Origin of the sequence: Paraburkholderia hospita (genome assembly GCF_002902965.1) — a bacterium.
Classification (GTDB): domain Bacteria; phylum Pseudomonadota; class Gammaproteobacteria; order Burkholderiales; family Burkholderiaceae; genus Paraburkholderia; species Paraburkholderia hospita.
In genome coordinates this window covers 1-25,611 of sequence record NZ_CP026109.1, presented here as the reverse complement: position 1 = coordinate 25,611, position 25,611 = coordinate 1, and the positions used below count along the sequence as shown (strand labels likewise).

The 25,611-nt window shown below is 58.3% G+C and carries 23 protein-coding genes and 2 pseudogenes; 11 read left to right on the top strand and 14 right to left on the bottom strand.

All coding sequences use genetic code 11. The features are described 5' to 3' along the window. Nucleotides 1-205 precede the first annotated feature (205 nt). Nucleotides 206-838 carry an FMN-dependent NADH-azoreductase gene (locus tag C2L64_RS48915; protein WP_090836817.1) on the bottom strand — a complete coding sequence of 211 codons (633 nt, stop codon included), beginning with the start codon at nt 836-838 and terminating at the stop codon, nt 206-208. Between the two features lie 255 nt (nt 839-1,093). Between C2L64_RS48915 and pdxR the strand changes: the two genes are divergently transcribed. The 5 genes and pseudogenes from pdxR (at nt 1,094) to tnpC (ending at nt 5,883) form a co-directional block, all read left to right on the top strand. Next, entirely contained in the window at nt 1,094-2,506 is a 1,413-nt protein-coding gene (gene pdxR, locus C2L64_RS48910; protein ID WP_090836815.1) for a MocR-like pyridoxine biosynthesis transcription factor PdxR, read from the top strand. 498 nt (nt 2,507-3,004) lie between these two features. Further along, nucleotides 3,005-3,446, top strand: a pseudogene (locus C2L64_RS48905) (transposase); the annotation flags it as partial. Between the two features lie 74 nt (nt 3,447-3,520). Beyond that, nucleotides 3,521-3,904 carry an IS66-like element accessory protein TnpA gene (gene tnpA, locus C2L64_RS48900; RefSeq protein WP_158660662.1) on the top strand — a complete coding sequence of 128 codons (384 nt, stop codon included), beginning with the start codon at nt 3,521-3,523 and terminating at the stop codon, nt 3,902-3,904. Next, a complete protein-coding gene (tnpB, locus tag C2L64_RS48895) occupies nt 3,901-4,239 on the top strand; it encodes an IS66 family insertion sequence element accessory protein TnpB (protein WP_143055769.1) in 339 nt (112 codons plus the stop codon). Before tnpA ends, tnpB begins: the two co-directional genes overlap by 4 nt. 63 nt (nt 4,240-4,302) lie before the next feature. After that, nucleotides 4,303-5,883: an IS66 family transposase gene (tnpC, locus tag C2L64_RS48890; protein WP_090836813.1), complete on the top strand. Its 1,581-nt coding sequence runs from the start codon at nt 4,303-4,305 to the stop codon at nt 5,881-5,883. Nucleotides 5,884-6,534: 651 nt separating this feature from the next. On the opposite strand, the gene C2L64_RS48885 is transcribed toward tnpC, so the two are convergent. Together C2L64_RS48885 and C2L64_RS48880 are read right to left on the bottom strand one after the other, a co-directional pair. Continuing rightward, entirely contained in the window at nt 6,535-9,561 is a 3,027-nt protein-coding gene (locus tag C2L64_RS48885) for an NACHT domain-containing protein (protein ID WP_158660661.1), read from the bottom strand. Beyond that, nucleotides 9,558-9,941 carry a toll/interleukin-1 receptor domain-containing protein gene (locus C2L64_RS48880; protein ID WP_158660660.1) on the bottom strand — a complete coding sequence of 128 codons (384 nt, stop codon included), beginning with the start codon at nt 9,939-9,941 and terminating at the stop codon, nt 9,558-9,560. Before C2L64_RS48880 ends, C2L64_RS48885 begins: the two co-directional genes overlap by 4 nt. Before the next feature lie 866 nt (nt 9,942-10,807). Between C2L64_RS48880 and C2L64_RS48875 the strand changes: the two genes are divergently transcribed. Further along, nucleotides 10,808-11,140, top strand: coding sequence for an H-NS family nucleoid-associated regulatory protein (locus tag C2L64_RS48875; RefSeq protein WP_090836892.1), 333 nt, complete (start codon nt 10,808-10,810; stop codon nt 11,138-11,140). A gap of 60 nt (nt 11,141-11,200) precedes the next feature. On the opposite strand, the gene C2L64_RS48870 is transcribed toward C2L64_RS48875, so the two are convergent. Beyond that, complete coding sequence (locus tag C2L64_RS48870; RefSeq protein WP_236674491.1) at nt 11,201-11,614, bottom strand: hypothetical protein; 414 nt, start codon at nt 11,612-11,614, stop codon at nt 11,201-11,203. Nucleotides 11,615-12,266: 652 nt separating this feature from the next. Here C2L64_RS48870 and C2L64_RS55535 point away from each other — a divergent pair. Beyond that, a pseudogene (locus C2L64_RS55535) lies at nt 12,267-12,489 on the top strand (hypothetical protein). Nucleotides 12,490-12,645: 156 nt separating this feature from the next. On the opposite strand, the gene C2L64_RS48855 reads toward C2L64_RS55535, so the two are convergent. The 5 genes from C2L64_RS48855 to C2L64_RS48835 form a co-directional block, all read right to left on the bottom strand. Next, nucleotides 12,646-13,455 carry a GNAT family N-acetyltransferase gene (locus C2L64_RS48855; protein WP_143055768.1) on the bottom strand — a complete coding sequence of 270 codons (810 nt, stop codon included), beginning with the start codon at nt 13,453-13,455 and terminating at the stop codon, nt 12,646-12,648. Nucleotides 13,456-13,694: 239 nt separating this feature from the next. After that, nucleotides 13,695-14,060 (bottom strand): hypothetical protein, encoded by a 366-nt coding sequence (locus C2L64_RS48850; RefSeq protein ID WP_090836801.1) that lies wholly within the window; start codon nt 14,058-14,060, stop codon nt 13,695-13,697. Nucleotides 14,061-14,082: 22 nt separating this feature from the next. Beyond that, the gene (locus tag C2L64_RS48845) at nt 14,083-17,148 is read right to left on the bottom strand and encodes an LPD7 domain-containing protein (protein ID WP_090836798.1); all 3,066 of its coding nucleotides are present in this window, start codon (nt 17,146-17,148) and stop codon (nt 14,083-14,085) included. Nucleotides 17,149-17,334: 186 nt separating this feature from the next. Next, nucleotides 17,335-17,700, bottom strand: a complete 366-nt coding sequence (locus C2L64_RS48840) for a plasmid mobilization protein (RefSeq protein WP_090836796.1) — start codon at nt 17,698-17,700, stop codon at nt 17,335-17,337. Nucleotide 17,701: 1 nt separating this feature from the next. Continuing rightward, on the bottom strand, nt 17,702-17,956 hold the full coding sequence (locus tag C2L64_RS48835) for a hypothetical protein (protein ID WP_090836792.1): 255 nt from the start codon (nt 17,954-17,956) through the stop codon (nt 17,702-17,704). A gap of 325 nt (nt 17,957-18,281) precedes the next feature. Between C2L64_RS48835 and C2L64_RS48830 the strand changes: the two genes are divergently transcribed. Next, nucleotides 18,282-18,779: a hypothetical protein gene (locus tag C2L64_RS48830; protein ID WP_090836789.1), complete on the top strand. Its 498-nt coding sequence runs from the start codon at nt 18,282-18,284 to the stop codon at nt 18,777-18,779. 486 nt (nt 18,780-19,265) lie between these two features. Here C2L64_RS48830 and C2L64_RS55530 read toward each other — a convergent pair whose 3' ends face one another. From C2L64_RS55530 to C2L64_RS55515, 4 genes are all read right to left on the bottom strand, one after another. Continuing rightward, nucleotides 19,266-19,529: a hypothetical protein gene (locus tag C2L64_RS55530; protein ID WP_244144520.1), complete on the bottom strand. Its 264-nt coding sequence runs from the start codon at nt 19,527-19,529 to the stop codon at nt 19,266-19,268. Further along, a complete protein-coding gene (locus C2L64_RS55525) occupies nt 19,526-19,777 on the bottom strand; it encodes a hypothetical protein (protein ID WP_244144519.1) in 252 nt (83 codons plus the stop codon). Before C2L64_RS55525 ends, C2L64_RS55530 begins: the two co-directional genes overlap by 4 nt. 284 nt (nt 19,778-20,061) lie before the next feature. Beyond that, nucleotides 20,062-20,304 (bottom strand): hypothetical protein, encoded by a 243-nt coding sequence (locus C2L64_RS55520; RefSeq protein WP_244144518.1) that lies wholly within the window; start codon nt 20,302-20,304, stop codon nt 20,062-20,064. A gap of 10 nt (nt 20,305-20,314) precedes the next feature. Continuing rightward, on the bottom strand, nt 20,315-20,455 hold the full coding sequence (locus C2L64_RS55515; RefSeq protein WP_244144517.1) for a hypothetical protein: 141 nt from the start codon (nt 20,453-20,455) through the stop codon (nt 20,315-20,317). 604 nt (nt 20,456-21,059) lie between these two features. Here C2L64_RS55515 and C2L64_RS48820 point away from each other — a divergent pair. From C2L64_RS48820 to C2L64_RS48810, 3 genes are read left to right on the top strand one after another with little or no spacing between them, the layout of a single operon-like run. Then, nucleotides 21,060-21,467, top strand: coding sequence for an antirestriction protein (locus C2L64_RS48820; RefSeq protein ID WP_007738704.1), 408 nt, complete (start codon nt 21,060-21,062; stop codon nt 21,465-21,467). Between the two features lie 53 nt (nt 21,468-21,520). After that, nucleotides 21,521-22,348, top strand: a complete 828-nt coding sequence (locus C2L64_RS48815; RefSeq protein ID WP_007738703.1) for a DUF932 domain-containing protein — start codon at nt 21,521-21,523, stop codon at nt 22,346-22,348. 44 nt (nt 22,349-22,392) lie between these two features. After that, nucleotides 22,393-22,701 (top strand): hypothetical protein, encoded by a 309-nt coding sequence (locus tag C2L64_RS48810; protein WP_090836785.1) that lies wholly within the window; start codon nt 22,393-22,395, stop codon nt 22,699-22,701. A 1,503-nt stretch (nt 22,702-24,204) separates the two neighbouring features. Here C2L64_RS48810 and C2L64_RS48800 read toward each other — a convergent pair. Beyond that, nucleotides 24,205-25,611, bottom strand: coding sequence for a replication initiation protein (locus C2L64_RS48800; RefSeq protein ID WP_090836783.1), 1,407 nt, complete (start codon nt 25,609-25,611; stop codon nt 24,205-24,207).

Below are 25,611 nucleotides of genomic sequence, written 5' to 3'. Positions count from 1 at the left end.
CCGGGCTTTGGTAACATGCTCGTATCAACCTCCAGGGGGCATCTGGAAATGGTGGATACACCGTCAGATCGAGCCAGCAGGCGCAACAGCGGGGAAGTCCTTCTCGGGATCGAACACGCATCCGTGTAGCCGGCATCGCGAACAGTTTTCAGGTAGTAATCCTTGTCATAATATTCATCCTATTAAATTACTGATTTTCGTCTGCTCAAACGGGGCAGCGCACGAGGCTTGCCATCGCCGGTTCGATCGTGGTGATGAGCGAGCGGCGAAGTTCGGCCGCGCGAGCATCATCGATGAAAGCTGTGGCCTGCAACGGCAGGTAATGGACTGTATTGAGGCCGATGCAGCCGAGTACAGCGGTCAGATAGGGCGTAAGGAAATCCGGTTGATTGGCTCGATCGCCCGTGAATACACCACCCGAAGCGATCCCGACGAATACTGGACGGTCCCGAAGCAATCCGACCTTCCCAGCCGGTGTGGACTTCATCGTGCGACCGACACGGAGGATCTGATCGATCCACGCCTTCAGGACAGACGGCACCGTGAAGTTGTTCATCGGTGCTCCGATGACGATGACATCGGAACGCTCGACCTCTTGTATGAGCTGCTCGGCCAGAAATACCGCGTCGGCGGACCGCCCTGCTGCGGCCAGCGACGCGGGCGTCGAGAGCGCGGTGGCATAGGCGGCCCCGGGATGAGGTATCGGTTCATCTCCCAGATCCCGGCGGCGAATATGCGCGTCGGGGGCGATCGTGAGAAGCCTTTCGACGACCGCCGCCGACAACTGTCGACTGTGCGACTCCGGTCGCGGGCTGCAATCGATATGCAGGATATTCACTCCTCTTTCTCCCGCCGCTTCACAGAGGCAATGGCGGCGTCAAGCGCCTGTTCAGGATCAGATTGGCGGGTCCTGCCGCGTACCTTCCACATGCATCGGCTTTTGCGCAAAACGCAGACAGAATCGGACGAGTGATCATGACCAGCTATCTCCGCGTTGGCCTTACATTGATATGAATGATGGTGTGATTATTCTGTACCATCGATGGTACGAACAGAAGAACCAAGATCACCCACTTTTGTGTGTACTAAGAACATGGATTCGGACTTGCAGATTCAGCTGGACCGGACAGCGAAGCTTTCCTTGGCAGAACAAATTCGTGAGAGCATCAGTAGGGCCATAGAGTCAGGTGTGCTCGCTCCTGGCACCCGACTGCCTTCGTGGCAGGACCTGGCCGCGCAACTCGGCGTGGCGCGCGGAACGGTTCAAGCGGCATATGAACGGTTGTCCGACGCGCAGATGATCGAAACATTCGGGGCAGGGGGCACCCGCGTGGCCCCGCGGCTCCGCGTGGCGGCAACGCTACCCAAAGCGCCGCGGCTCGGAGCGTTTATGCGGGCTTATGAGGAGATGAACGCTGGACCGGCGATCTTTCAGCTGGGTATTCCGGCGTTTGAGGGGCTACCGGAGAAGCTTTTTTCACGGGCGCGCTCTTCCAATCTACTGAAAACGGGATGTTTATCGTCCCTGCTCTATCCGGATCCAAGAGGGGAATTCGAACTGCGCAGGGAAATCGCGGGCAATCTCTCCATTGCCAGAAACTTCCACTGCCACCCTGAGCAGGTGTTTGTCACTTCGGGATACAGCTCCGGCTTAGGCCTGGCACTGCGGGTGTTAGGTTTGGATGGAAAGAAAGTCTGGATGGAAGAGCCCGGTTTCATGGTCACGCGGAAAGGGTTGGAGCTCGCTCGCTTGAATATCGTGCCAATACCGGTAGATGCAGACGGTCTCAACGTAGACTATGGTATCGAGAAGGCCGCGGACGCTGCGTTAGCCGTCTTGACACCCGGTCAACAGGCCCCCTTGGGCTCGACCCTGTCGTTGAGGCGACGTCTTCAGCTGCTTGAGTGGGCGGCTTCGAGCGGCGCCTGGATCATTGAAGATGACTACCTTGGCGAGCTACAACTGCAAGGTAGGGCGGCACCCGCCATGGCGTCACTGGGCGAGGGCAAACGGGTCATCCACATCGGTTCTTTCAGCAAAACTGTTAGCCCCGCCCTGCGGCTTGGATTCGTCGTGGCGCCGACCGAACTCGCCAACGCATTCTCCGAGGTTGCCGCAACACTTGCTCCCGCACCATCACCAGTAATTCAACTCGCCACGGCTCAATTTATGCGTGACGGCCACTACATCCGGCGCGTGCGTCGGCTCAAGCGTCTATATTCCGCCCAGCGTGACGCACTATGCGAGCAGTTGCGGATGCGCAACGCGGAGTGGGTCAACGCCGGCCTGGCAGTACTTCTCCGACTTCCCGACGGCGCACCAGACGTGCGGATCGTTCGTGAAGCGATGACCGTTGGCATGGCGCCATCGCCATTGTCCGTGTGGTTCGCGAATCCTTCCTGGACTTTACCTGGCCTTTTGCTCGGGGTGGCTACCGCTCCTGAACAGCACCTCGCTACATCGTGTCAGCGACTGTTCGAGATCATTGAGCGATATCGCTCATGAGACGTGCCGGGCGTCGCTTAGATTTGGTGAGCATGGTGAATTGCGCCGGGGCACCTTCGATCTGGATAACTCGCGTTGCAAGCCGCGCTCGATTCCTGCGAGGTCGGCGCGACTGCGTATATTCTTGCGGGTCGTGCTTACCTGAAGCTCGGGGCGCGCGTGTGCCGCGCGCGCAAATCCGCTAACGGCGCGCTTCCATCGCCATCCGAAGGGTTCGGTCTGTCAAGAGCGTCCCATCATCCACAGCTGCATCGCGAACCATCTGGGTTGTACTTCTGTCGCACCTTGATGTTTGCTTCTATACCACGCGTAAGTAGGAGCGGTTCGGTGGATCGTCGCGAGGGCGCGCCGCTGTCAGCTCACGAGTCGATGGATGACCGGTATCGGGTCGGAACTGCCACCCGAGTTCCGCCGACCGGACGGCTGATAAGGGTCGAGCTTGTGTGAAAACACGCTGATCACCTAAACTGGATTAACTCATTCAGCATGGGTGATCGGATGAAGCGATTCATTGAAGGTGAAGATCGCAAGCAGGTGACGTTGCTTCCGGAGTGCCTAGATGACTTCGTCGCTGAGGACAATCCGGTCAGAATCATCGAGGCGTTGTTGAAGAGCTTGACCTTGCATCAATGGGCTTCGATGGCGCGATGCCGATTACTGGTCGTCCGTCCTATCATCCGGGCGTGCTGCTGAAGATCTATATCTACGGCTACCTGAATCGGGTCCAGTCGAGCCGCCGGCTGGAACGTGAATGTCAGCGCAACGTAGAATTGATGTGGCTCACGGGACGTTTGGCGCCACAGCTGACTTCCGCTGTGACAACGGCACTGGCATTCGCAGCGTGTGCCGCCGTTTCGTGATGCTGTGCCGTGAGCTGAAGCTGTTCTCGCAAGCACTGGTGGCCATTGACGGCAGCAAGTTCAAGGCAGTCAATAGTAAGCGCTCGGCAAACCCATCTTGAGTCTGGCTGTAGCGCTTGGGAGTATCGTGTCCACTTAACAAATAAGCGGACACGTGAACACTATCGAATCGGAATCACTCCCGGAGCGTCGTCGTCGTCAACGCTACAGCGAGGAGTTCAAGGCCAAGGTTGTAGCGACCTGTCAGGGAATCGGCGTATCGGTTGCGGCGGTCGCGCTGGAACACAGGCTCAATGCGAATTTGCTTCGACGCTGGATCGATCAGGCAGAAGGTCGACTTCCCAGAAGACCGTTGGGCCGCCCGCCAGCCACACCACCGTCGCTGCCAGCCTTTGTGCCAGTGGCATTGACAACACCGAGTCCACAATCGTCTGAGATCCGCATCGAGATTCATCGTGGAGATCAGTCGATAACGGTTAGCTGGCCGACATCAGAGGCAGCACAATGCGCTGCCTGGCTGCGTGAGTGGCTCGTGTGATCCGCATCGATGAGGTGTGGCTGGCGGTCGATCCGCTGGACATGCGCGCCGGCTTCGATACGGCGCTGGCGCGTGTCGTCAAGGTCTTTGGTGCTGCGCACCCGCACCATGCGTACCTGTTCGCCAACCGGCGGGCCAACCGCCTGAAGGTGCTGGTCCACGACGGTATTGGCATCTGGCTGGCGTCGCGACGGCTGAACGAGGGGCAGTTCGTGTGGCCTCACTCTGGTAGCGAACCGAAGCATCATGCGCTCACGCAGGAACAACTCGCAGGTCTGGTGGTGGGCTTGCCGTGGCAGCGCATCGGCCCGAACGGTGTGATCCGCGTCGTATGAGGCCAGCAGGGACGAAAACTGTTGCGCTTCCACGGTGTCTGGGGTTCTGGCAGACTGGCCTGCATGAACCTGCCCGCCGATCTCAACGCCCTCAGCCCGGAACAGTTGCGCACGCTTGCAGAGCAACTGATTGCCCAGGTCCAGGAGAGAGAACGGGAGCTTCAGGACAAGACCCGGGAGGTCGACGAGAAGGAACGGGAACTGCGTTACCGGCAGACCCGTATCGACCAGTTGACTCATGAGATCTCGATCCTGAAGCGCCAGCAGTTCGGCCGGCGCAGCGAACAGTTGGGCAGCGAGCAGATGAACCTGCTGGATGAAGCGATCGACGCGGATCTGGTCGCCATCGAACTGGAACTCGAGCAGCTTAAGCCGGACACTCCCGCCGACCCGTCGCGCCAGCAGCCTAAACGCGCAGCGCTGCCAGCACAGCTGCCGCGCACAGAGATCCATCACGAGCCCGATAGCAACGTGTGCCAGTGTGGCTGCGAGCGTGTACGGATTGGCGAGGACGTCAGCGAGAAGCTGGATTACACGCCAGGCGTCTTCACGGTTGAGCGGCATATCCGTGGAAAGTGGGTGTGCAAGAACTGCGAAACGCTGATTCAGGCGCCGGTGCCCGCACACGTCATTGACAAGGGCATCCCCACCACGGGACTGCTGGCGTCGGTGCTGGTCAACAAATACGCGGATCACTTGCCCCTGTATCGTCAGGAACAGATCTTTGCGCGCGCGGGTCTCGCGATACCGCGTTCGACACTGGGCGCCTGGGTCGGCATGTGCGGCGTGCAGCTGCAACCGCTGGTCGACGCGCTCCATCAGGAAATCCTGCAACAGGGTGTACTGCACGCAGACGAGACGCCGGTGCAGATGCTCAGTCCTGGCTCGGGCAAGACGCACAGGGCCTACCTCTGGGCGTATACACCGGCGCAGTTCAGCACACTGCGCGGCGTGGTCTATGACTTCGCCAACAGCCGTGCGGGCGAACACGCCCGCACCTTCCTTGCCGGCTGGCAGGGCAAGCTGGTTTGCGACGATTACAGCGGGTACAAGGCGGGATTCCAGCAAGGCATCACTGAAATTGGCTGTGCGGCGCACGCGAGGCGCAAGTTCTTCGATCTGCACGCCAATCACAGCAGCCAGATCGCCGGGCAGGCTCTGCCTTACTTCGCCAGGCTTTACGAAATCGAACGCGACGCGGCCGTGCTGGATGCCGAAGCACGCCGAAGGCGACGTCAGAGTCTGGCCAAACCAGTGTGCGACGCCTTTTACGAATGGATGGTGGTACAGCGAAAGCTGGTTTCGGAGGGCTCGGCGATTGCGAAAGCGCTGGATTACAGCCTCAAACGATGGGAGGCGCTCACGCGCTATCTCGACGATGGGCTCGTGCCCATTGATAACAACTGGGTCGAAAACCAGATACGTCCATGGGCCATCGGCAGAGGCAACTGGCTGTTCGCCGGCTCGCTGCGAGCAGGTCAACGCGCTGCCGCCATCATGAGCCTGATACGCTCGGCACAACTCAACGGGCACGACCCGCACGCCTATCTGAAGGACATCCTCACGCGGTTGCCGACGCACAGAGCGAGTGAAGTCGAGACACTGCTGCCGCATCGCTGGCAACCGACTGCGATCGTCCGCTAGCTCCACCCGTCAAGACGGGTTTGCCGAGCGCTTACAGTCAATACACGCGATCGCAACTTCACCGAAGGTAAGGATACCGCTGGATGCTCTCTTCGATCTGCTTCTGGCGCTTGTCAACCAGATCCTGAAACAAAGCCCTTAAACTCGTCCCAAAGGCATCTCACAGGGCTCACTTCCTCGTTGTCGCCGTGATGACCGCAAAGGCAGTCAAACGCGCCGCTCCGGTCAGCGGTCACGCATCGCAGTGGAATTTCATCAGGTTTCCACACAGCCTGGGTCGCTTTTCGCCCACCATGTGGGACGGCAGTCGGCCAGGAAGAGTCGTTCGCCACGGCACTAGCTCGCACATTCAGATGTCAGTTCGTCACCCGTAAGCGGCCGCAGGCCCTTCGCTGAAAGGACGATCTTCAACAATGGCTGCGTCGGGGCAGTGGGTGAAGCAACGGTGTAGTTCGCGCGGATGGATGCTGGGGTCAAACGGCCGCTGGCAGGTGCAGCGCCGAGGCGATGGAAAAGGCGCGATCGCTCTGCGCTGAAACTGTCTTTGACCAGCTCTACGTTACACCGTCGGTCCGTGATCGATTTCAAAACTCACGCTTCGGCCACTCTGCGAGGTAGTCGAAGCGTGACATTCTGAGCCGGTCAACCGACTCAATGTCGAATCTCCAATTTCTCTCTAACGGCCTTAGTTAATTTCAATTTAAGGTCGAACTTTTCCGAAAGTCTTTTGAGCCGTTCCACTGTCTCGATTTCCGATAGGGCAAGCCCCCGCGAAATATCTTTTACGGTCTCTAAGGAGATGGACGCAGCCGGGTCGCGTCCTGACTTGAAGGTCTCGGCGAGCCGACGATCGCGCATGAGTTTCTGATCGATATCATCCGCACAACCACAGCTCAGCGCAAACATGGCCGCTCGACGAACCTTCTCCGAGGAGTCTCGCACATAGTGTTGCGCTACGGCCTCAATGCGACCACCGCTGAGTTTGCCCAGTGTTTCTAGAATTTCTGCGCGAGTCCGAGGATGGCTGATAGGAAGGTAGCTTATCAATGCGTCGCAGCCCTCCGCATATCGAGCGCGCCGAAGTACCTTAGCTATCCAATAGACCGCCTCAGTGTCACACCTCGAGTTCGAAAGAGCATCAATTAGACGCGTGAGTTGCCGCTTGGTGGCCTTCCATGGAAACGCGCCGGTCGTACTCATCCATCCGAGCGCCCAAGCTGCTGCATGACTAACGGCGGGATTCTCAGACGACACTCGCCGGAGAAGAGCATCCGCTAACCCCTTCCTTCTGCAGTTTTTATTTTCATATGCTAGGACCATTACCGTGAGGCTAATTCCAGCTGCTTCGCGTTCATCGCACGTGCGCAGCCGGTCAACGTAATTCGATAACACTGTATCTAAATTAGCGTCGGCGTCGAGCCGATCAATACTAATCTCACCGTAGAGACCACCACAGCTACTTCTTGTGTCTATGGAATTCTTAAGAAATGCGTCGAGAAGGTTGTCTTTTAGTGCCGTCGCCCATCGAGATTGCGAAATGCTGTGTGCGGCAATACCAAGTCCAGTTCTAAGGCCTAGACCGTTTCCGTCCATCTCCTCAACGCACTCCGGGACAGCATTAAGTACGATCTCGCCGACTTCAGTACTGACATTCGGCTCATCGGCCAAACAGAGAGCCGCTAGGATCAGCCGTGCCCGCGCTGTTCCCGTCTCCCCGGGCAGGGGACGCAGAATTGCCAAGATTGCGCTGTCGACGATGTCATCGTTACACGCAGCGACACATAGGCGCAAAGGCTCGCGCCAGTTTTCGACAACGGCGACATCAGGCTCTCCTGTGCCCTGTGAAAAAAACTGGCCAACCTCACCGGCAAGCGGTGCAATTACATCTTCAAGACGCTGGCTTTTGTCGCGGCCACGATAATGGCCTTGAACCAATGCAATTCCCGCCAAGTACTCCTGAAGCGTGAGGTGTCTAAACTCGTAAACCGGCACACTTAGCCCATTGTGGCGCTTATGCCCGCTTTGCATGAGAAGTCCGGTCCGGCGCTCAAGCAGCCGAAGAAAATCTTCTGGGGAATGCTGCTGCAATGCATGAATGTGCGGGAAATTGTTTCTGACTTGTCTCAACAGTTCCAGAGCTTGATCTTCTCGAAGTTGCTGCACGCCGTCAGCGCACATGGCGTGAGCCAAATACTCCAGTTGTGGCAATGCTTCTCGGGGATCCAGGGCAGCATCCACTGCACTGCGCCAATTTAGTAGTACCTCCACCGCTTTTTCGTATAGATCTACACGCCTCTGAGGCAATCGGCCAATCTTGCGCTTGACCAAAGCCATTGTTGTTAGGAGCATAGGGTTTCCAGTCAAGCGTTCAATTCGATCGCTTGAGTGAATGTCCTGCGATAATTCACGTGCGGCGTCGACTCGCCGGTCTGGTCGCTCAGTTAAATCGCACCACCGCTGGGCAAAGTCATCCTTGTCCGTAGCTGTCAGATCGGCAACCGTTAGATGTTCAAAGCCACTCCTAATTTTGTAGCCCATTTCGCGGTAACCAACAATTCGCGACGTGACTACCATCGGGGCATCGGGAAATGCGCGATGCACCTGCTCCAGTTGCGCAGCAAAGCGCATGCGGGCCGCCGGCTCAGTGATCTCGTCAAGTCCATCCACAAGCAAGAGCGCCGTCCCTCCCTCGACCTTGGATCGCAGAAGTTCTTTCAATTGCTCACACTGCGTTTCACTTAGCTCGCTCTTTCGCAAACTATGATGCAGCATTTCCTCCAGCGTGCCAGCATTAGCAGGCAAATCTCGACACCGAATCAGGATAGGGAGCCAGTCCGCATCCGGTAGGCTAGCTATGTCTGGGAGCTCGCTCCAGTCAGGCGCATTCTGCAAGCGCAACAAGTATGCTGTCGCAATCCAGCGAAGGAGAGTACTCTTGCCTGCTCCGGGGTCGCCAAGGACAACAAGTCGCTTTACCGCAGCGAGGCGCTCACCCAGGGAGATCGACTTCTCGGCATCCTCGTTTGTTGTAAATCCATCTCCCCACTCTGGTGTGCGACGAGATTCCAAAGCCAACAGTGTTTCGTCGTTGACCTCCTCGGTGGCATGGACTTCAACATGCATTCTCAATGCAACATATAGTCGCCGCAATTCCAACTCGCGCGATGCCAAATGACGGTCGTCTTCTGGCAAATTCGCCAGATCGATGATGTCACATGCCTTCAATGCAAGTTCCCGGTACCGAGATTCGAGGTCGTAAGCTCGCAGGTTTAATTTTGCGTCGTATCCAAGGGGGTAGCTCTTTGACAGTGCTGTAATCAGCTCAGCCGCCGCCCTGCGAGGATCTTCATGGTATAGAGCGACCCTTTGCTCGAAGGCTACGGCGTCTGTGTCAGCATCTTCCTCCATCTGCACAACGAAGACGCGCACTCCCGGATAATTGCGTGCCGCGCTCGCGACTTGTCGCGCCCAGCGAGTCCCCATTGCTCGAACGGTGCCACATACAACAACCGGGCCCCCCTGCGCTAGCAGGGTGCTCGCTTGGGCGACGACAGAATCACCAACGAGTACCGTCCCAGAATGAGAAACGGTGTAACCCGCTTCGCGGATCGGGCGAGCAAGCAATTCCGCCTTGTCTTCCTCCCCCGAAGCGTGTGCAATCAATACATTCACTGTCATTTGATGGCTTTTAGAAGATCCCGGACCCCTGCTTCCCAATCGCTCACCAAGTCTGCAAAGCGAATATCCGCGAGGATGGCTGGAGGACGGCCGCCACTGACGCGTACCGGCAACAACCGGACGTTGTGGCCACTTAGTTGCCGGTGCAAGGTCGAATGCCATTCGCGATCAGTCCAGTCGGAGGGCCCGTGTTCGGAATAACACAAGACCAGATACGCAGTGTCGGTCAAGCCTTTATTGATCTCCGCCACGATTGAATCGCCGACATTAATCTCCCACTCATCAAACCAGATAGCATGGCCCGCAGCCTCAAGCTCCCTTGCGAGACGTTCTACACTTTCGGCGTCGCCCTTGCGGTGACAAAGAAAAACATTCGACATTGAAGTTCCTTGATAAGGTACAAGTCCTGCAAATACGCCGTAATGCCACGCGAACCATCGGCGCATGCAGAGCCGGTTTGCCGGTTCTGCCCCCCATTATGCCAAAGGCGCGTGCTCGGCCCTAGCACGCAACGCTTTCAGGAACCGTTATTCGCCCGCATGCACGGAGGTCGGCCTCACCCTGTCTCCGCAAACGGGTCATCCAGTCCCGAATGCGCACTGGTTTATCGACCTTTCTTTGCTGACATTGATGCACGGATATTCAGTAGGTTCGAGCCGCTTGAAGAGATCCCGGTTATCTGCGAAGCGGCTGATCAGGTCGTCGACGAGCCAGCCGCCCTAGTTACGAGTGGAGCCGATGCCGAGCAAAAGGATGTGCGCCATTCGGACTCCCCCGAGAAATCAGTCTGTTTGTTCTACCCGTCCTCCTGAGCGTGATTTCAGGTGGACAATCTGGAGCTAGCGGCCCATCGCGTTGAACGACTGTTTCGCACCTGAAACCCGCCGCTGCCCGAGAGCTGCGCCGTCGGACCGCTGCGGGTCGGGTGCTGTCCTCCGGCAGGAGGACAGCTGTCGTTCGACGTAACAGATGGTCCAATGACCGCAGAGCGACCAACAACTGCCCTACGCCGGCGACCGGCTTAACGACCGCAACGGCCGCCGACTTGCCGCGATTCCGTCCGGAGTCAATGCAACCATCAGGAAGGCCGAAGGGCGACGGTTGGCCAATACCAACGAGGATGGATACCCCTTCATATGCTGTTATAGGGTTTTGTTTTCGCTATCTCAGGTCTGTGCGAAACCTGTTCACGACGGTGATGACGCTCCAGCTATACTTGTGTTCGTCACATTTCACAGCTGAAGTCATGAGAGGAAAAATCGCTGACGGCGAAGCCCGGGATCGTCTGATTATCTGGATCCGCCGCCGCATGGACGAGTTCGGCATTTCCATCGAAGCGTTGTCAGCTTCTATTGAACACGACAAGGCCCACCCGCCGCTATATCGCGATGCACGAGGCCACGAATGGAATGGGCTCGGCGACATGCCAGACTGGCTCGTCGCTGCGAAAAACGCTGGCGTCAATCCTGATTTCTTCCGGATCGAAACGAGGGTGGAAACTGCAAGACCGATTGAAAATCAGTCTGCCATCACTCGATCGGTCGATTCCCGACAACTCGATCTTTTCGACGCCGTATGATCGGCACACTGTCGCGCGGTGCACCCGAATGGTCATCACGCTCGCTGCGAACATGGTCCATTATGACCTTCCAGGCGGATCGGCTTCAGGAATCGGCGAACTCGCAGTTCCCGCCAGAAACTGCCTGAGACGTTGCTCCGCGTGAATCACCTTATGCAGCGGAGCGGTCGCGAGTTGCGAATCATGCAGCGCCAGAAGACGCTCGAAAACAGGAACAGTATCCTCCGCGAGCACCCACTCATCCGACATGTGCGCCAGTTCCAGCGCGGCTTCCACAGCATATTCCGCGGTCTTGAAGCTGTTGACAGGTTCCTCTCCGTAGCCGTCCTGCTGGAGGAACCATGCCACGTACACAGTGCGCATTAGTTCATTAAACAGATGCCTGTTCCCGTGACCATCCCTGCAGGCGACCAGAGCAAGATGCGATGATAGTGACTGCTCGCGCACAGACGCCTCGGCCATCGGTAATAGCATGGCTTTCGTGAGGTGTTTTCGGGGGCCGGGAGCATGCGCCCCACGTCGCTTTGAACTCATATTGTTTGTCAATGCACGTGCAACAGTGACTATTCTAGCGAAATAAACCACTACACCCACAGGCACCGGCCTCGGTTCTGTCCGTGCGAAAACGTACTGTCCACCCAAGTTGCATTCATCCCGGTCCACAGCGTCCAGTGATTCGCCAAAGTAACTCGAACACGTAGGCTCATGGAGCAGGCGACGGAATCACGGATCAGGAATACGTCGAGCGCATTCAAAGCTCTGCAAGAGAAAAGCGGATGACGACGGCTTTCAGTTGCTGTGTGTTTTTTCTGACGATATGCTCACCCGCGCTTGCGGGTGAGCATTACATTGAAGTGTGGAATCCAACGGAAGCGCGCGGCAGGATGGAGCCGGCACATACGGCTCGCAAGACATCCAAACAACGTCAACGCGTGAGCGACCCACTTGCGCACGAGCGGTCACATCACCGCGTCGTCGCGGCGGTGCCCGGTCCGAACGCTTCCGTCGCGAATGTTGGGCGCCGTACCCACGAACCGCGTTATGAAGATATTCCGCGCCAGTTGGCACCTGAGGATAACGTGCTCCGCGTGGATGGACAGCACGCTCGGACGGAGGTCGAACGCTGATGCGAAGCGAAAACCATAAAGGGTGCATGCTCTGGGGGCACGCCATCCTTTCAGCAAAAGGAGAATTCGCAGCGCGGACGCTATGCAGGCAGCGACTCGATCACCCTCGACAACAAGGTTTTTGAAGCTTCGGGTGTACTCGGCGAGTTCGACACGGAAGAAGAGGCAGAACTCGCCGGTCTCAGATGGGCACGCGCATGGGTCGACAGTTTCAACAACTAATGCGCTCGCCGTTGTACTGTCGCCCTCTGCTCACCTATCCCGCAGTCTTTGATTCCCTACACGCTGAACGAAGACCGTCGACTTCAATATCGGCAATGAGCACCGAGCTATCACAGGCGGGAGCCGATCAGATCAGACGTTCGACAATCGCTTTGCCTAACGCGCGAAATGGAAAAGCGCCGCAGCACCGGCGATCAGTGCCGCGCCGAGAACCCAGTTGGTACGCCGATAATAAACCTGCCACATTGCCCACCAGATCGGGTGAGCCTCCTCCCGTTTGCGCTCGCCAATCAGATCCTGCAGTGAACGGGATAGTCCCCCTGCCTCTGCTTGCGCAGCCCGATGCGAGTCGGCCTGCTCCATCAGAAAATCGAACATGCGCCGCTCGGCGATATTGTCTTTCCAGCTCTCGACAGCCTTCAGATCACGCACCTTGACCGGGTGCGACATCCCGGCCCGATGTTGTGCGTCCATGCAGTCGAACGTAAAGCCAAACTGTTCGTAGAAGCGATTACGCCGGGCCGTATTCCTCTTGTACGCCTGGCCCTCAAGCAGTTCGATGTTGTTCACGTCCGCGTCGGGCCACTTACGGGCCCACCTGACGATCTCGTTCATGAGATACGTGCCGACACGTTGCCCCTCGAGACCCGGAAGATCGAGCGTCACGAAGCCATGTTCCCACACACTGGACGCTGTCACGGAGACTCGATTATCCGTCGCCGAGTAGCATCCCCTGAATTCGCCCTGCCCGCTTGCGGGCGCGACAGCTACGCCAATCATGCGATACGAAAGTTCGATCCGCGCCTGACGCAACTGTCCGTCAGCATAGCGGTCATATAGCTCCTCGCGCTCGACGAGCAAACGCGCGATCACACCACGATCAGTTTTATTGCGATCCCTGATCTCAAGGACGAGCACGCGTGGCTTCTTTCCCAGTCCTTCATTGACTTCTAGTGATGGAAGCATTGTTGCTCCAGGCTATGGACCATCTGGCTGCCGCGACGTGAACCGAAAAACCACCAAGCTGAACCCTGCCGATATTCACTTCATGAAAGCCTTTCGCGTCACGCAACACGATCGCTGCGAGGTTGAGGCTATCGCGCAACCGCTGCGCGTCAAGCATCCCTCGTAACCACCAGTGGGGATTGTTTGAGTCACTGATTAGCGCGATTACGCTACCCATGCGAAAGGGTTGCTAAGGCCCGCTACCACCACGGATGCAGCGACGTCACATCGTGGATGCGGAAAAGCTCGAGGCTCTGTATCTGACGGTTGAAAATGCCCTGCCGACAGGTGACGCCCGCAGGGTCGATGACGATTTCCGTGCACGCCGTTCGCAGGTACGCCACCACGACACCGATGGCGATCATCAGCAACGCAATCAGTGGCGCGAACCACGGCACGTGCCAACAGGTTGTCGCATACAGGTAGCCGGCAAACACGATGATCGCGGCAACCACGCTTTTGACGTAAGCGGGCCGGTTCACGACCTGCGACGGCGTGCCACTGAAAATCACGGTGTCCGCGACAGCCACGACGCGGTTGCGGTGGAGGGTAGCAAACCGGGTCATCGGATTCCTCTCGGCTGGGTGCTTATCGTTCGGTATCGGGACCGCTATCGGGTACGTCGGCATCTGCCGGAGGCTCGGCATCCCGGCCTTGGGTGGGCAGATCGTCACGGACAGGTAGTTGCGTTTCACGTACGGTATTGCGCAGTTCATCCGATTCCTGCCCGTCGCGCTCGCGCTGCGCGACCCGACGTTCGTGCGCTTCGGCATCGAGCTCGGCCAGCCGGACCTGGCGGATCTGCTCCAATTCCGCCTGCTCGAACACTATGTGCATACGCGTATCGGCGGCTATACGCGCCGCTGCGGCCTGAAAAGCTTCGGGGCCGGACAGCGACAGCGTGGTGCCGAACTTCTGCTGCGCGAAACGCAGCGCGATCTCGATCGCTTCACGTTCGCTATCCCATAGCCGCAACGTGTGACCCTCATCAACGAGAAAGGCTACGCCATCCTTGCGGTAGTCGACCTCTCCGCTGGGGCGCACCTCATAGGTGATGGACGGGCCGTGGTGGATAAGCTCGTTCTGATTAGCTCCGACCTTTGGTCTGGACGCTTGGAATGATCCACTTAGCGCGATGACACGCTCGTCGCCAACATGTCTGACCGGCTGGCGAATCTCCTGCATGCGTCGCAGCTCGCGCAACGCTCGCATATCGCCCATCTGGGCGCGCTCCCGCAGAAAATCCCGATACTGGTCCGTGACCGGTTGCCGTCCTGCTCCTTTAAGCGCGTCACGTTCCTTTGACACCCGATCGCGCAGCGCAGCCTCGGCTTCGAGGCGGGTCACGCGCGCGGCCGACAGCTGCTCCCGCCGTTCCATCGCGGACAGGTCCTTCCGGTCCACTACGGTGCTGCATGCCGCGTAGAACGCCGTCTTGATCGCGCTGCGGCGCGCCCTCTCTTCCTGAACCTGCTCATGCCAGGCGCGGCGTAATCCACCGCGATATGCCACACGCCATTGCTGGAATTCTTGCCAGAGGTCACGCTCGGGCGTACGACGCAGCGCATGCCCGGGGCGATGTCCCGTTTGTGCGCGATAAGTGTCGCGTAGCAGCTGGGCGGCCTCTTCCCAGAAGAGATTCATTTCTTTCGTCAGGAAGTCGGACACGTTCAGATTACGCGCCCCTGCCCGGATGCGATCGCCGCCGTCATCGCCCTTCCCGATACTGTATTTCTCGACGATCAGCCCGTGCGAATGCGCAAGTACCGCGAGCAGCCGGCTGGCATCAAGCGTCTCCCGAATCTCCGCAAACTCCGTGCGCTCCCGCGAGCGACGGACGCTGCGCGACTCGACAAGATCCCGCGCAAACTGGTCGCGAACGGTATCGGCCTCCCGTCCGCTCGACGCCCGGGCGCGCGAATTGAAGCGTTCGACTAGATCAGCGACATCACGCCGTGCCGGCTCGAATGGAAGCGAAACAATGGCATTGAGCGACGGGATATCCGCGAGACTGCGGATCTGATCGTCTGGGCCAAAATCCTTCGGCGCCTGTCCGCCCCCGAACGCTGGATTCAGACCAAAGCCGTGGCCTGATCGCCCCCGATCGTCAAACGGCCCTCCGGTACGCGTGAACTTGTCGGCAGCGGTCACTGCGAGCCGCGCCCGACCGGTATCATCGGCCGCATCCCACGTGGCGTACATGCGTGCCGCGATCACATCGAGCAGGGACGCGTTGGCTGGTTCTAGTTGTTCGCGTCCCGCTCGCTCGCGATCGCCAGTCCATCGCAATTGGTCAATTCGGTCGGCTTGGTGGTTTCCCAACTCCAGTAGTGCATCAGGCGGCAGAAGCATTTGACGTCGCGCGGCGTCGCCATCCATACCGCGGCCGGGCACACTTCGCATACCGTGTGCGGATCCGGACGGCGAACGGGATCGATCGAAGCGAGCGTCAAGGTCGTGATCCGCTCCCTGTTTCCACTTTCGCCACCGCTCCCTGACTTCGTGCTCCGCCGGCTGCGGTTCGTGCCACCGCCGCCCCCGCTGCCATCTCCAGTCTCGCCAGTCTCCTGATCCACTACCGCTTCGTCGTGCCCGCTCATTGAGTCCTCCTGCTGCGTCATAGAACCGCTGTTCGCGGTGGTCCAGGATGCGTCGCTGCTCTGTCGGTGACGCGGCCTGATAATCCTTGTAGAAACGGCTACCGCTATTGAGGTACTTGATCTCCCGCGCGCGGGTATCGTTCCACTCGAAAAGCGCGTCGAGATAATGCCCGGGCGTCGGACGCGGTACCCCCGGTTCGATGTACTCGGCATGCACGTTGCCGACGTTACGATTCAGCGCCTCGCGCTTGCCTTCGGAATCGAATTCAATAAATTCCCGCGAGAATACGAACTCCTTCAGGTTCACGCCCTTCGCCGCACCGGGCACCTTGACGTTTTCAAATTCACCTTCGCTGCCGGCGTTCCGGGTGCGTGTATCGCCGAATTCGGTAAGCAGCGCCCGGAAGTCCTCGTAACGGGTGACGTCGCGCGAGATCAGCGTCTCGAGGATCGCGGCTTTCAGCTCGCGGTTCATCGGCGCAAACACGTCGCCCTTGTACCGGCTGATCATCTCCGACGCATCGGTGAAATGCACACGGCGGTTGTCCTTCGGACTCGCCAGTCCGTATTTCGCGTTGATGTGCTCCTGGAAGGCTTCAAGGAAGTGGTGATGCCGGTCAACCTTGCCGAACGGCTCCAGTCGCCGTCCCGTGAGCAGGTTCACTTCTGGTATCACGACATGAAGATGAACTTTGCGCTCGACAAGCTCGCCGCTGCGCCGGTCAGCGTAACTCTTGAGCCGCGGCACATGCGCTTCCGCATAGAAGTTGTATTCATCGGGCCGGTACGCGGAAAAAGCGAAAGCCTCAAATTCGCGCACGATCTCCGCGAGGACCTCTCGCGAAACCTCATCTTCCTTGAACGACAGCGTCACATTGATATAGCGCTCGGCTGTTGTATCTATCGACTGGATGATGTCGTTGGTCATCGTCAGATCGCCCGCGAGAACCACGCGTTCATCCATCTCGTCACGTTCGAATTCACGATCCTGCTTCTGGCCCTGCTCCAGGTAAGCCTTGATACCGTCGTGGTAGCCGCGAATCCGAATTAGCATCGCTCACCACCCATGTCTGAAGCTGCACGAACCATCATCTCCCGGCGACTCAAGCCCCATCGGCAATATCGGATGAACGAGATTTAACGGTCGCATGCCATTCACATCCTGCTCATCCAGTATCACGTTCTTCGTGACCACTGCTGCCATGTTGGGAAGATCAGTGCCCATGCGCGTTGTACCCTGTCAGTCCACTTTCTCGAGCGTGCTTCTCAGATAGCGCGAGATCATCTGCAGCTGCGAGAGCAGTTGTTCGTAGGTCGCTTCCGACAGATCGCCGCTCAGGTGTTCAGAGTTCGCGCGATGCGCGATCTGGTTCAGGTTGTTGCTGGCTTTGTTGAAGATGTAGAGCAGTCGCTTGCGGTCCGCACTGGCGACAGGTCGTGCGATCACCTGGGTCCGGTTCGTCAATACCGCCTGCCTGAAAAATTCAGACTGCGTCAGCCCGCTTCGGTTCACCTTATCAAGATAGACCGCGCGGTCCGCATCTGACAACCGGAATGCAATCGGTTTGCCTAGGCCTGCCCCATCGTTGCTCTTCTTGCGTGGCATGTCATAGCCCCACAGGATGCGTCCAGTCTGCCGCCTGACCGGGGAGATCGAATCGCGTCATATCGCCATCGATCGGATGTGCACGGAATTCGTGTGCCGGCCAATATGCTTCGCATTCGCTTAAAGCGCGCATCGCCTGATCGCCCGTCGTGGGACAGGCATAACCCGCCCACGGCAGATACCGCCATCGCCTGTTGCGCCCTGACGCGTGGGGTTTCATCACGATCTGGATCACCCATTCGATGGTCGGAATCATCGCAAGCGCCTCCTATTCATATTGCATACCAGGCAGTGCTTAGTGTCGCCGGCAATCCTGTCGACGCGATGGACGCGGTGCAGTGGCCCGCGTCGGGGTTGCAAAGGGGCCTTGCCCCTTTGGCACACGATATTTTACGAAGCGCGTAGCGATGCGTAAACATATCCGACGTGCCTCGATTTTTTCTGTCAGTCGTGCTTACGGCACAAGTATGACACGTCTACCCCACGAATACGGCACCCTACCCCAACTTTACCCCTTTTGCATGACACCTTTACCCCGTTTCTATGGCAGCATTACCCCATCGTTGAGACACCCGCTTCCAATGTCCGAAATCGATACCCGCCGGGCCATCGCTTCGCTCGCGCCCGAAGCCGATACGCAAGCCAGACGATCCGAGTCCGCGCGACTCGCGGAACTCATTGAGCATGTTGAGGCGGCATTTGCACGTGGCGTGTCGCGCGAAGAAGTGCTCGCCCGTCTTCATGAAAGCGGCTTCACAATGAACCTTCGCACTTTCGACAAGGCGCTCTATCGAATCCGCAAACGGCGCAATCCCACACGATCGGTTCGTCGTCCGGCAGATAACGCGGTGCCTGCACCCGCTCCGGCAAGCGTCATCAGATCCGGGGAAGTCGGGACGGAAACCCTCTCGAATGGCCGCACGATCAAATCGGCTGCACAGTTGCGCCGTGATAACCCCACCCTCCCAGGTGTCCAGATCAGCAAACTCTACGCACAGCAATACGCTGATCCGGTGATCACGATGGACGAACTCGAAGAGATGAAGCGAAAGTACAACCCGCCGCTAGTAAAACGCTGAACCGTCTTCATTCCGTAAGGATCACCATGCGCCGTGATTTGCGCGCGCCGCGCGCAGGCTTGAGGATTTTCAGGGCGACAGGCTGCTTGCAGAAAAGGGGCGGCTCCAGGCTTCGCATGCGGCGCCGTGAACAGGGCAACCCGGCTGGCCACCCGATCAGTCCGGCGTGTGTTGATGGAGCCAGACGCGCGAGCGGCCCGGCTTCTTTTTTCCGGCAATGCAAAAGCCGCCCGGGCTTTCGCCCGGACGGCCACATAACTGATACCGCTTAAAGGATGACGGCTCAGGCGGCTTCAGCTTCCTCAGCGTCACCGTCTATTTGCCTCTCGGCCGTCTGGTCGGACCTGGCCAGGATTTCGCCTTCCGGTTCGCCTTCGGGTTCGGACTCGTCGTCGGGGTCTCCGCCTGGGTTCTCCGCCTGGGTTCTCCTCATCGTCCCAACGTCCCTACGTGATCCATTCCGGTACCTCGCGGTTACGCAGCACTTCAGGCAACCAGCCCGAGTTCCGTCATACGGCGCACGGCAGCCGCTGCTGCATCACCCTTCTTCATGCCACGCAGTTCGCCCGCAGCCTGGGTCGAAACGATCTCCCCACCCACGGTCACGATGCGGTCCTTCGGGACGTGCTCGAAATAGCCCGCGCGCGTCGCCTTCCAGTAGCGCGTCAGATCCACTTCAAGCGTATTCGCCAGTTCGTTGGCGGGGTGCGCACGATCCAGAGGGCTGATGCCGTCTACCGTCGCCGTCACGCAGAATGCAAAGGGTTCGACATCACATCGGTATCCTGCTGCAGCAGCCACGGCAGTAGCTCGTCGGTCCGCTTCGGCAGCATTCGCGCCCACTTCGACAGCTCGCTTTCAAGTGCCTTCCGTGCGACGCTGTCAGCCATGTCGTCGGCATTGGACACCAGCGCATCGCGCGTCGTATGCACATCGATCTTGACCGCATGATCGGTGTAGACGTAACCGTACAGGTCATCGAAAACAACGGGAATCATGCGTTACATCAGCGCCGCAAGCGCAACACCTGGCTGCTGTGCAAGCTCGATCTGCACAGCAGCGGTTCAGTGCGCAGTCAGTCGCTTGCAGAGTTTTTCGCCGTGCAGGGGCCGCTCCCTGGGTGTGCGCTGCTGCGTGGCCGTTTACATCATCGAGATAGCCGAAGGCTCCCGTCCCTTTCATGTCATCCGCATCGAACGATTCGAACCGTTCGGCATACAGGTCAACGGCATACGTCGCAGCGGAAACTTCAGCATCGAGCCGGTCCCTTGCGACAGTTCGATCAGCCGATCCGTGGCGAGCCGGTGGGGCAGGTCGGGGGCTTCGATGTGTCCGGCGATCTGGTCATCACTGAACAGATCGCGACGACCGCGTGGCCACCTGGCGCCTCATAGGCCTCCAGGCCGACAAACTTCGCGAGCGTATTCTCGCGCGCGTCGATTTCAGCGGTTGTGATCGCAGCATGCAACTCCGAGGGCCATTGTTCCCACACGTTGTCCGCATCGTTCCATACGCGCTCTTGCATAGCGTGATCGTCACGCCAGCACCTTCGCCCGCTCATAATCGAGTCTGTCCTCACGCAGCAGGTCAAGCAGCATCGGCAACAGGTTGGCGATTTTCAATGCGCGACGCACGGCGATGTCCGGCGCCTTGGACAGCGCTGCAATGTGAGCCACGCTTTTGCCCCCTCCGTCAAAAAGCCGAACGCGGCCCACTTATCCGCGATATGCATCGCCTCGCGTTTGCGGTTCTCGATCTGCGAGGCCGCCAGGGCTTCGCCATAGTTCACGTTCAGTACCGGTACCAGGTAGTCCTTTGTGATTCGCCCCTGCTCACACAGCAGATCTAGCGCGGCCAGACGTCGCTGGCCCGCGCACACGCCGAGCTTCGGCAGTTTCGCGCGACTTTTCATTTCATGCACAACGAGGTCCAGCATCACGCCCTTGCGTCAATCGCTTCCGCCAACGCCTCAATACCGGTCGAGCTTTTCTTACGCACATTCAGCGGTGAGCGGCAAAGGCGGCTGAACAGTACGCACTCAATAGTAGCTGTCCCGATTGCCCTGTTTTTCACTCATCAGATTTCTCCGGTCTGGTCATCGCTATTCAATTTATAGGTCTATTAGTCCTTATATTGATGGATTAATAAAAGTAATTGCGTTGCAATAATTGTTAAGCACATTTAATTATTTATATTCCAATCGAATTATCTTAAACGGGCTTTATGTCCTAATATAGAAAGGTGCCGCGCAATAGAGCGATGGCCAAACCGGAGAAACCGATGCTCGAAATCAAAATCAATTCTTCACTCGTCCCGGACGAACTTCGCATGAACGTCCTGCCCCGCTTCCTCGGTCGTCACTACCTGACCGGCGAATCGATGGTCTATGAGTGGGCTGCGCGCCTGTGTTGTAGCTATGAGGGTGGCTACTGGAACTTCTTCACGCTGTCGAATGGTGGTTTCTATATGGCGCCCTCGAATATCGACCGCGTGCATGTCCGCTGGCATATGAACGGCTACAGCGACTTGATGGGCGCGGACGCCTTCGGCATTACCGTCACACTATTCGCTCTTTGTCACCTAGCAGAGCACACGATCGATGACGCCATCGTCGCGCGCTATCACCAGTTGCGAGAGTTCGCCGCGCAACATGTAGAGGCAGCCAACATCCTCCGCGCAATCGATTAATCAACCGGCCCCGGCCTGCAGGCCGGGACTGCTCCTACTTCTGGGGAACAGCAATGAATATGCTTGCAAGCCGCTTCGGCCGCAACGCACTCGCCTTGCGCGCGGATCACCCGTTGTCCAATGACGAGATTGGCGAAATAGCGCCCTCCATCCTGGCGCATTCAGCGCATGAAAGTCGTTCGGATCGCTACAGTTACATCCCCACCGTTGATGTGCTCGACGCTTTGCGCAAGGAAGGTTTTCAGCCGTTCATGGTTTGCCAGACTCGCGTGCGGGACGATGGCAGACGCGCATATACGAAGCACATGCTTCGTCTGCGTCACGCAGACCAGATCAGCGGATCTGAGGCGAACGAGATCATCCTTTTGAATAGTCACGATGGGACGAGCAGCTATCAGATGCTCGCCGGTATGTTCCGCTTTGTCTGCAAGAACGGGATTGTGTGCGGCGATAACGTAAGCGATATCCGCGTGCCGCATAAGGGCGATGTCGTCGGTCAGGTGATCGACGGCGCATTCAAGGTATTGGACAGCTTCGAGGGTGCTGCACAGCAGCGCGAAGACATGGCGGATACGGTGCTGGACGAAGGCGAGCAGACAGCCTTCGCCCGGGCAGCGTTGACGCTGCGCTATGACGAAGACAAGACCGCGCCCGTCACTGAAAGGCAGCTTCTCGCACCCCGTCGTATAGAAGATCGCGCGTCCGACCTCTGGACGACATTCAACCGCGTTCAGGAAAACATGCTCCGTGGTGGTCTTCACGGTCGCAACGTGAACGGCCGGGCAACCACGACCCGCGCTGTCACCAGCATCGACCAGAACGTTCGTCTTAACCGCGCCTTGTGGGTGCTCGCCGACGAAATGCGCCGCCTGCGCGGCTAACTGGGTTCCCCGGCCTGGAGGCCGGGGTCCGACCAGGAGACATCATGGATAAGCTCAATACCCGACCTACCTGGCTGGCGGCCCTTCTTCCCTTGCTAGCGATGTGGCAGTACGGAGATCGAAACATCGTTCGTGGCGAGCTGTATCGCATGGCATTGTTGGCTGATGCAGCAGCACGATCGGCAGACGCGCTGATACGCATCGCGGACATGCTCGACCGTAACGGGCACACCATTGGCATTCATCGTGAGGAGTTGTGGTCCATCGCACGCACCGCTCTCGCCGATTTCGAACGGGTACCACCCTCCGGACCTGTTGTGATGCCCATCGAACACAACGGATATCGTCAATGAGGCTCGCCGAGGCCAATTCAGATGCAACGCCCGCGCAAGGTTGCGCGACGCCGCCATCTAATGTCGGATTTCGATCGCCATTCACAGGGCTTCGACTACAGCCAAGATCGAACAGGCACTCAACTACTGGCGCGTCCGATAGGCCCCCGAGGAGGATGCTGCGCTACGCGTAACGGCGCGTCCGCCGGCCGACGCCTACGGGTTGATTGATAGTCTACGAGCAGGCATCGTCTATCGAGGTGTCGCGGATTGCCCCTAAGCAGATGGACGCCATTCGTGTTGCGCTGTATCAGCGAGAGCTGCCACTGTAATGGCGTGTCAGACAGTTGACGGCCGCCGTAACGGAGCAACCGCCCTCCCCGCTGCAAGCCAGACGTCGGATAATGAGGGGTGTGTCGCGCGCGCCGCACGCCCGGATCGAGACACACCGGGACCCGCGCGGAATGCGTGGGGAGAGTGCCGTCCCGCCGCGGATCGAGGCGGGACGATCTGAATCGGACGCAGGCAGACCTTTGGTCGGGGTCGTCAAGCGCCCGGAGGGCGCGTGTATCCCCCGCAGCGATGCCGCGGGGGATACACGCTGGGTTCGAAAACAAGGAGTGGTCTTGCCAATTAGTTACGGAATCACGATCCGCCCTGAGTGTTTGCGCCCAGCCGACGACGGTTGGGAACGACCGCGAGGTGCGGAGATCCAAGAGGTGATCCGGATGACTGGACTGCCGGGACGAGCGATTGCTAGATATCTTGGCATGTCCGAGTTGGGAGGCCGCCAAGTACGCCGGTGGATCAGCGAAGATGCCACAATTCCCTACTCTGCATGGGCCCTGCTCTGTGATCGCGCCGGCCTCGGATGTATTTGGCGACCAAAGGAAGGTTGGAGCGCCTCGTCCACAGAACAAAACTGAGATATCGCTTCATTGAGGCTTTGCCAGCGACAGCGGTGAAACATTCAGTCAGCTCGCCGCGTGCACTTGTCGCCACCCGCCCGCGCTCGCGCGAATATTAAGGATCGGCGTCAGGCGGTGAACGAATCGATCGCGATCCTCTGGGGGGACCGCCTGCATCTGATCGTTACGCAGGGAGTCTAGTCCGTCGTGGAGTTGTTACGCGCCTACACTATTTCGACGTGTGCTAAACGACCGACCGAGTGATGATTACTTCCCCGCTTGAACCGTACTTTCGCAACCGCATAGAAATACCTTTGTAGCGGCGACCCGGTTTGCGCTCGGACATACTTCTTGGCCCCGATCCGCAGAAGGGATTCAGTACCGTATTGCCCGCGTTCGAGAGAGAGCCAACGAGACCGTTTCCTCGGTCGTTTGGGGCTGTTGTCGCTGTACTCGGCTGACAACACGTCTGAGATGAGTTAACACGACACGGGCGACCGCTGAGTATTGAGCGCGGACTTAACCCATAAAAAGAAAAACCGGAGAAGCACCACGTCATCTCCCCATTCGGAGATGATCGAACCCATTGGAAACCCGCGGTTGTTATTTCCGTCACTCACGCAGCCGCGCGCGACGAATTCACACGTCCGAATATGAATTGCCCCAAATACCACACCAGCTCTGCATTCGCGACGATCTCCTCCTCTGTCACCGTCGCGGCCTCAAGCTTCATCCGACGCAGCATGAGCTTGCCCTCCCTCGACGCCACCCATGCGCGGACGAGTTCCTTGCGGGTTTTGGCGTCGGCCGCGTTGAAGTGTTCACGGCCCTTCCGCGACTCCTCGTTCATACGTGCACGGACTTCTTCTTCGCGCGAAGCGATGGTGTGTGCGACCGAAGCCTGGGTCTCTGTCTTTATCACTGCCGCATCAGTTTCTTCCGTAAGCAGCTTCGCCTGAACCTCGACCATCTTCCTCTCGGCTTCAGACATCTTCCAGTTATCACGCAAAGCGCGCATCAGGTAACCGGCGGGACTGCGTTTTATCTGTCCGCGATTAAGCTTGAAACGTGTGTATTCGACAGCTTGCTGCATGTGCGCATCGGTCCAGACTTCGCGGTTCTCGGAAATTTCGCTGAACTGTTTCGTGGACAGGTTGAATTCTTCCTTGAGAATCTTGTACAGGTGGCTGGCGTCAGCCAGGCTGGCCAGCGCGGCGTCGGCAGTATCCTTGCGCTTGAGCAGGAACCTAATACGGTCGATTTTCTTCGATGCGCTGGACTCGGTCCGGGTTTCATAGGACAGCTCGATGTCCGACACCTCATTGATTTCACGCACAGCTGGCTCAAGCCAGTCGCGCTTGAAGTATTTGAAGATGGCCGCATTCGCTCCCATTTTGCCCGGCCAGTTTCGCATGTCTTCAAGCCGTATCCATTCCGTCCGGCCATTCGGGACACTGGGCAGGACCTGGTCATAGATCGCGCGCGCCAGGCTGCGGGTAAAGGCCGTCGAGATGCGCAGACTCAGCCAGTGTGATTTTTTGGGATCGCGGATGTGCGGAACCAGACGGGGATGCACGTCGAACCGGATGCGCCCGCGGTGAAAGCCGACCATGCCCATCAACTGAACCGAAACCCATAGATCGTTTTCGTTTGGATCGCGGTCGAGCGGCGTGTCGGTAACCTGAATCTTCGCATCCTGCGCTTCTTCTGCGATAGTGCGCAGGTGCTTCAGATTGCGGCTGTCGTAGCGCATCAGCCACTTGAAATAGTTCAGCTCGACGTCGTATTGGTCCCGTGCTTCCTGCTCCTGGGCAACAATGAAATACGCGGCGTCCAGAAAACGTCGCGCCGGCAATCCCATGTTGACGACCTGGGTGAAGAAATTGTTGCGCTGGTAACCAATTTCACGGCTGGCTTCGCTGATGGGTAAGCCCAGGTCGAACATGTCCTCGAACAGCGCGAGCGCCATCTGCCGAGGCGTCACTTTCGGCTTGCCTTCTTCCGGATTGTCCTCCGCCGCCAT

What these genes read in the sequence shown, in the direction of transcription:
- pdxR (WP_090836815.1), top strand. Translation starts at nt 1,094, where the DNA reads ATGGATTCGGACTTGCAGATTCAGCTGGACCGGACAGCGAAGCTTTCC.
- tnpC (WP_090836813.1), top strand. Translation starts at nt 4,303, where the DNA reads ATGAACCTGCCCGCCGATCTCAACGCCCTCAGCCCGGAACAGTTGCGC.
- C2L64_RS48885 (WP_158660661.1), bottom strand. Translation starts at nt 9,561, where the DNA reads ATGACAGTGAATGTATTGATTGCACACGCTTCGGGGGAGGAAGACAAG.
- C2L64_RS48880 (WP_158660660.1), bottom strand. Translation starts at nt 9,941, where the DNA reads ATGTCGAATGTTTTTCTTTGTCACCGCAAGGGCGACGCCGAAAGTGTA.
- C2L64_RS48875 (WP_090836892.1), top strand. Translation starts at nt 10,808, where the DNA reads ATGAGAGGAAAAATCGCTGACGGCGAAGCCCGGGATCGTCTGATTATC.
- C2L64_RS48870 (WP_236674491.1), bottom strand. Translation starts at nt 11,614, where the DNA reads ATGCTATTACCGATGGCCGAGGCGTCTGTGCGCGAGCAGTCACTATCA.
- C2L64_RS48855 (WP_143055768.1), bottom strand. Translation starts at nt 13,455, where the DNA reads ATGCTTCCATCACTAGAAGTCAATGAAGGACTGGGAAAGAAGCCACGC.
- C2L64_RS48850 (WP_090836801.1), bottom strand. Translation starts at nt 14,060, where the DNA reads ATGACCCGGTTTGCTACCCTCCACCGCAACCGCGTCGTGGCTGTCGCG.
- C2L64_RS48845 (WP_090836798.1), bottom strand. Translation starts at nt 17,148, where the DNA reads ATGCTAATTCGGATTCGCGGCTACCACGACGGTATCAAGGCTTACCTG.
- C2L64_RS48840 (WP_090836796.1), bottom strand. Translation starts at nt 17,700, where the DNA reads ATGCCACGCAAGAAGAGCAACGATGGGGCAGGCCTAGGCAAACCGATT.
- C2L64_RS48835 (WP_090836792.1), bottom strand. Translation starts at nt 17,956, where the DNA reads ATGATTCCGACCATCGAATGGGTGATCCAGATCGTGATGAAACCCCAC.
- C2L64_RS48830 (WP_090836789.1), top strand. Translation starts at nt 18,282, where the DNA reads ATGTCCGAAATCGATACCCGCCGGGCCATCGCTTCGCTCGCGCCCGAA.
- C2L64_RS55525 (WP_244144519.1), bottom strand. Translation starts at nt 19,777, where the DNA reads ATGATTCCCGTTGTTTTCGATGACCTGTACGGTTACGTCTACACCGAT.
- C2L64_RS55520 (WP_244144518.1), bottom strand. Translation starts at nt 20,304, where the DNA reads ATGCAAGAGCGCGTATGGAACGATGCGGACAACGTGTGGGAACAATGG.
- C2L64_RS48820 (WP_007738704.1), top strand. Translation starts at nt 21,060, where the DNA reads ATGCTCGAAATCAAAATCAATTCTTCACTCGTCCCGGACGAACTTCGC.
- C2L64_RS48815 (WP_007738703.1), top strand. Translation starts at nt 21,521, where the DNA reads ATGAATATGCTTGCAAGCCGCTTCGGCCGCAACGCACTCGCCTTGCGC.
- C2L64_RS48810 (WP_090836785.1), top strand. Translation starts at nt 22,393, where the DNA reads ATGGATAAGCTCAATACCCGACCTACCTGGCTGGCGGCCCTTCTTCCC.
- C2L64_RS48800 (WP_090836783.1), bottom strand. Translation starts at nt 25,611, where the DNA reads ATGGCGGCGGAGGACAATCCGGAAGAAGGCAAGCCGAAAGTGACGCCT.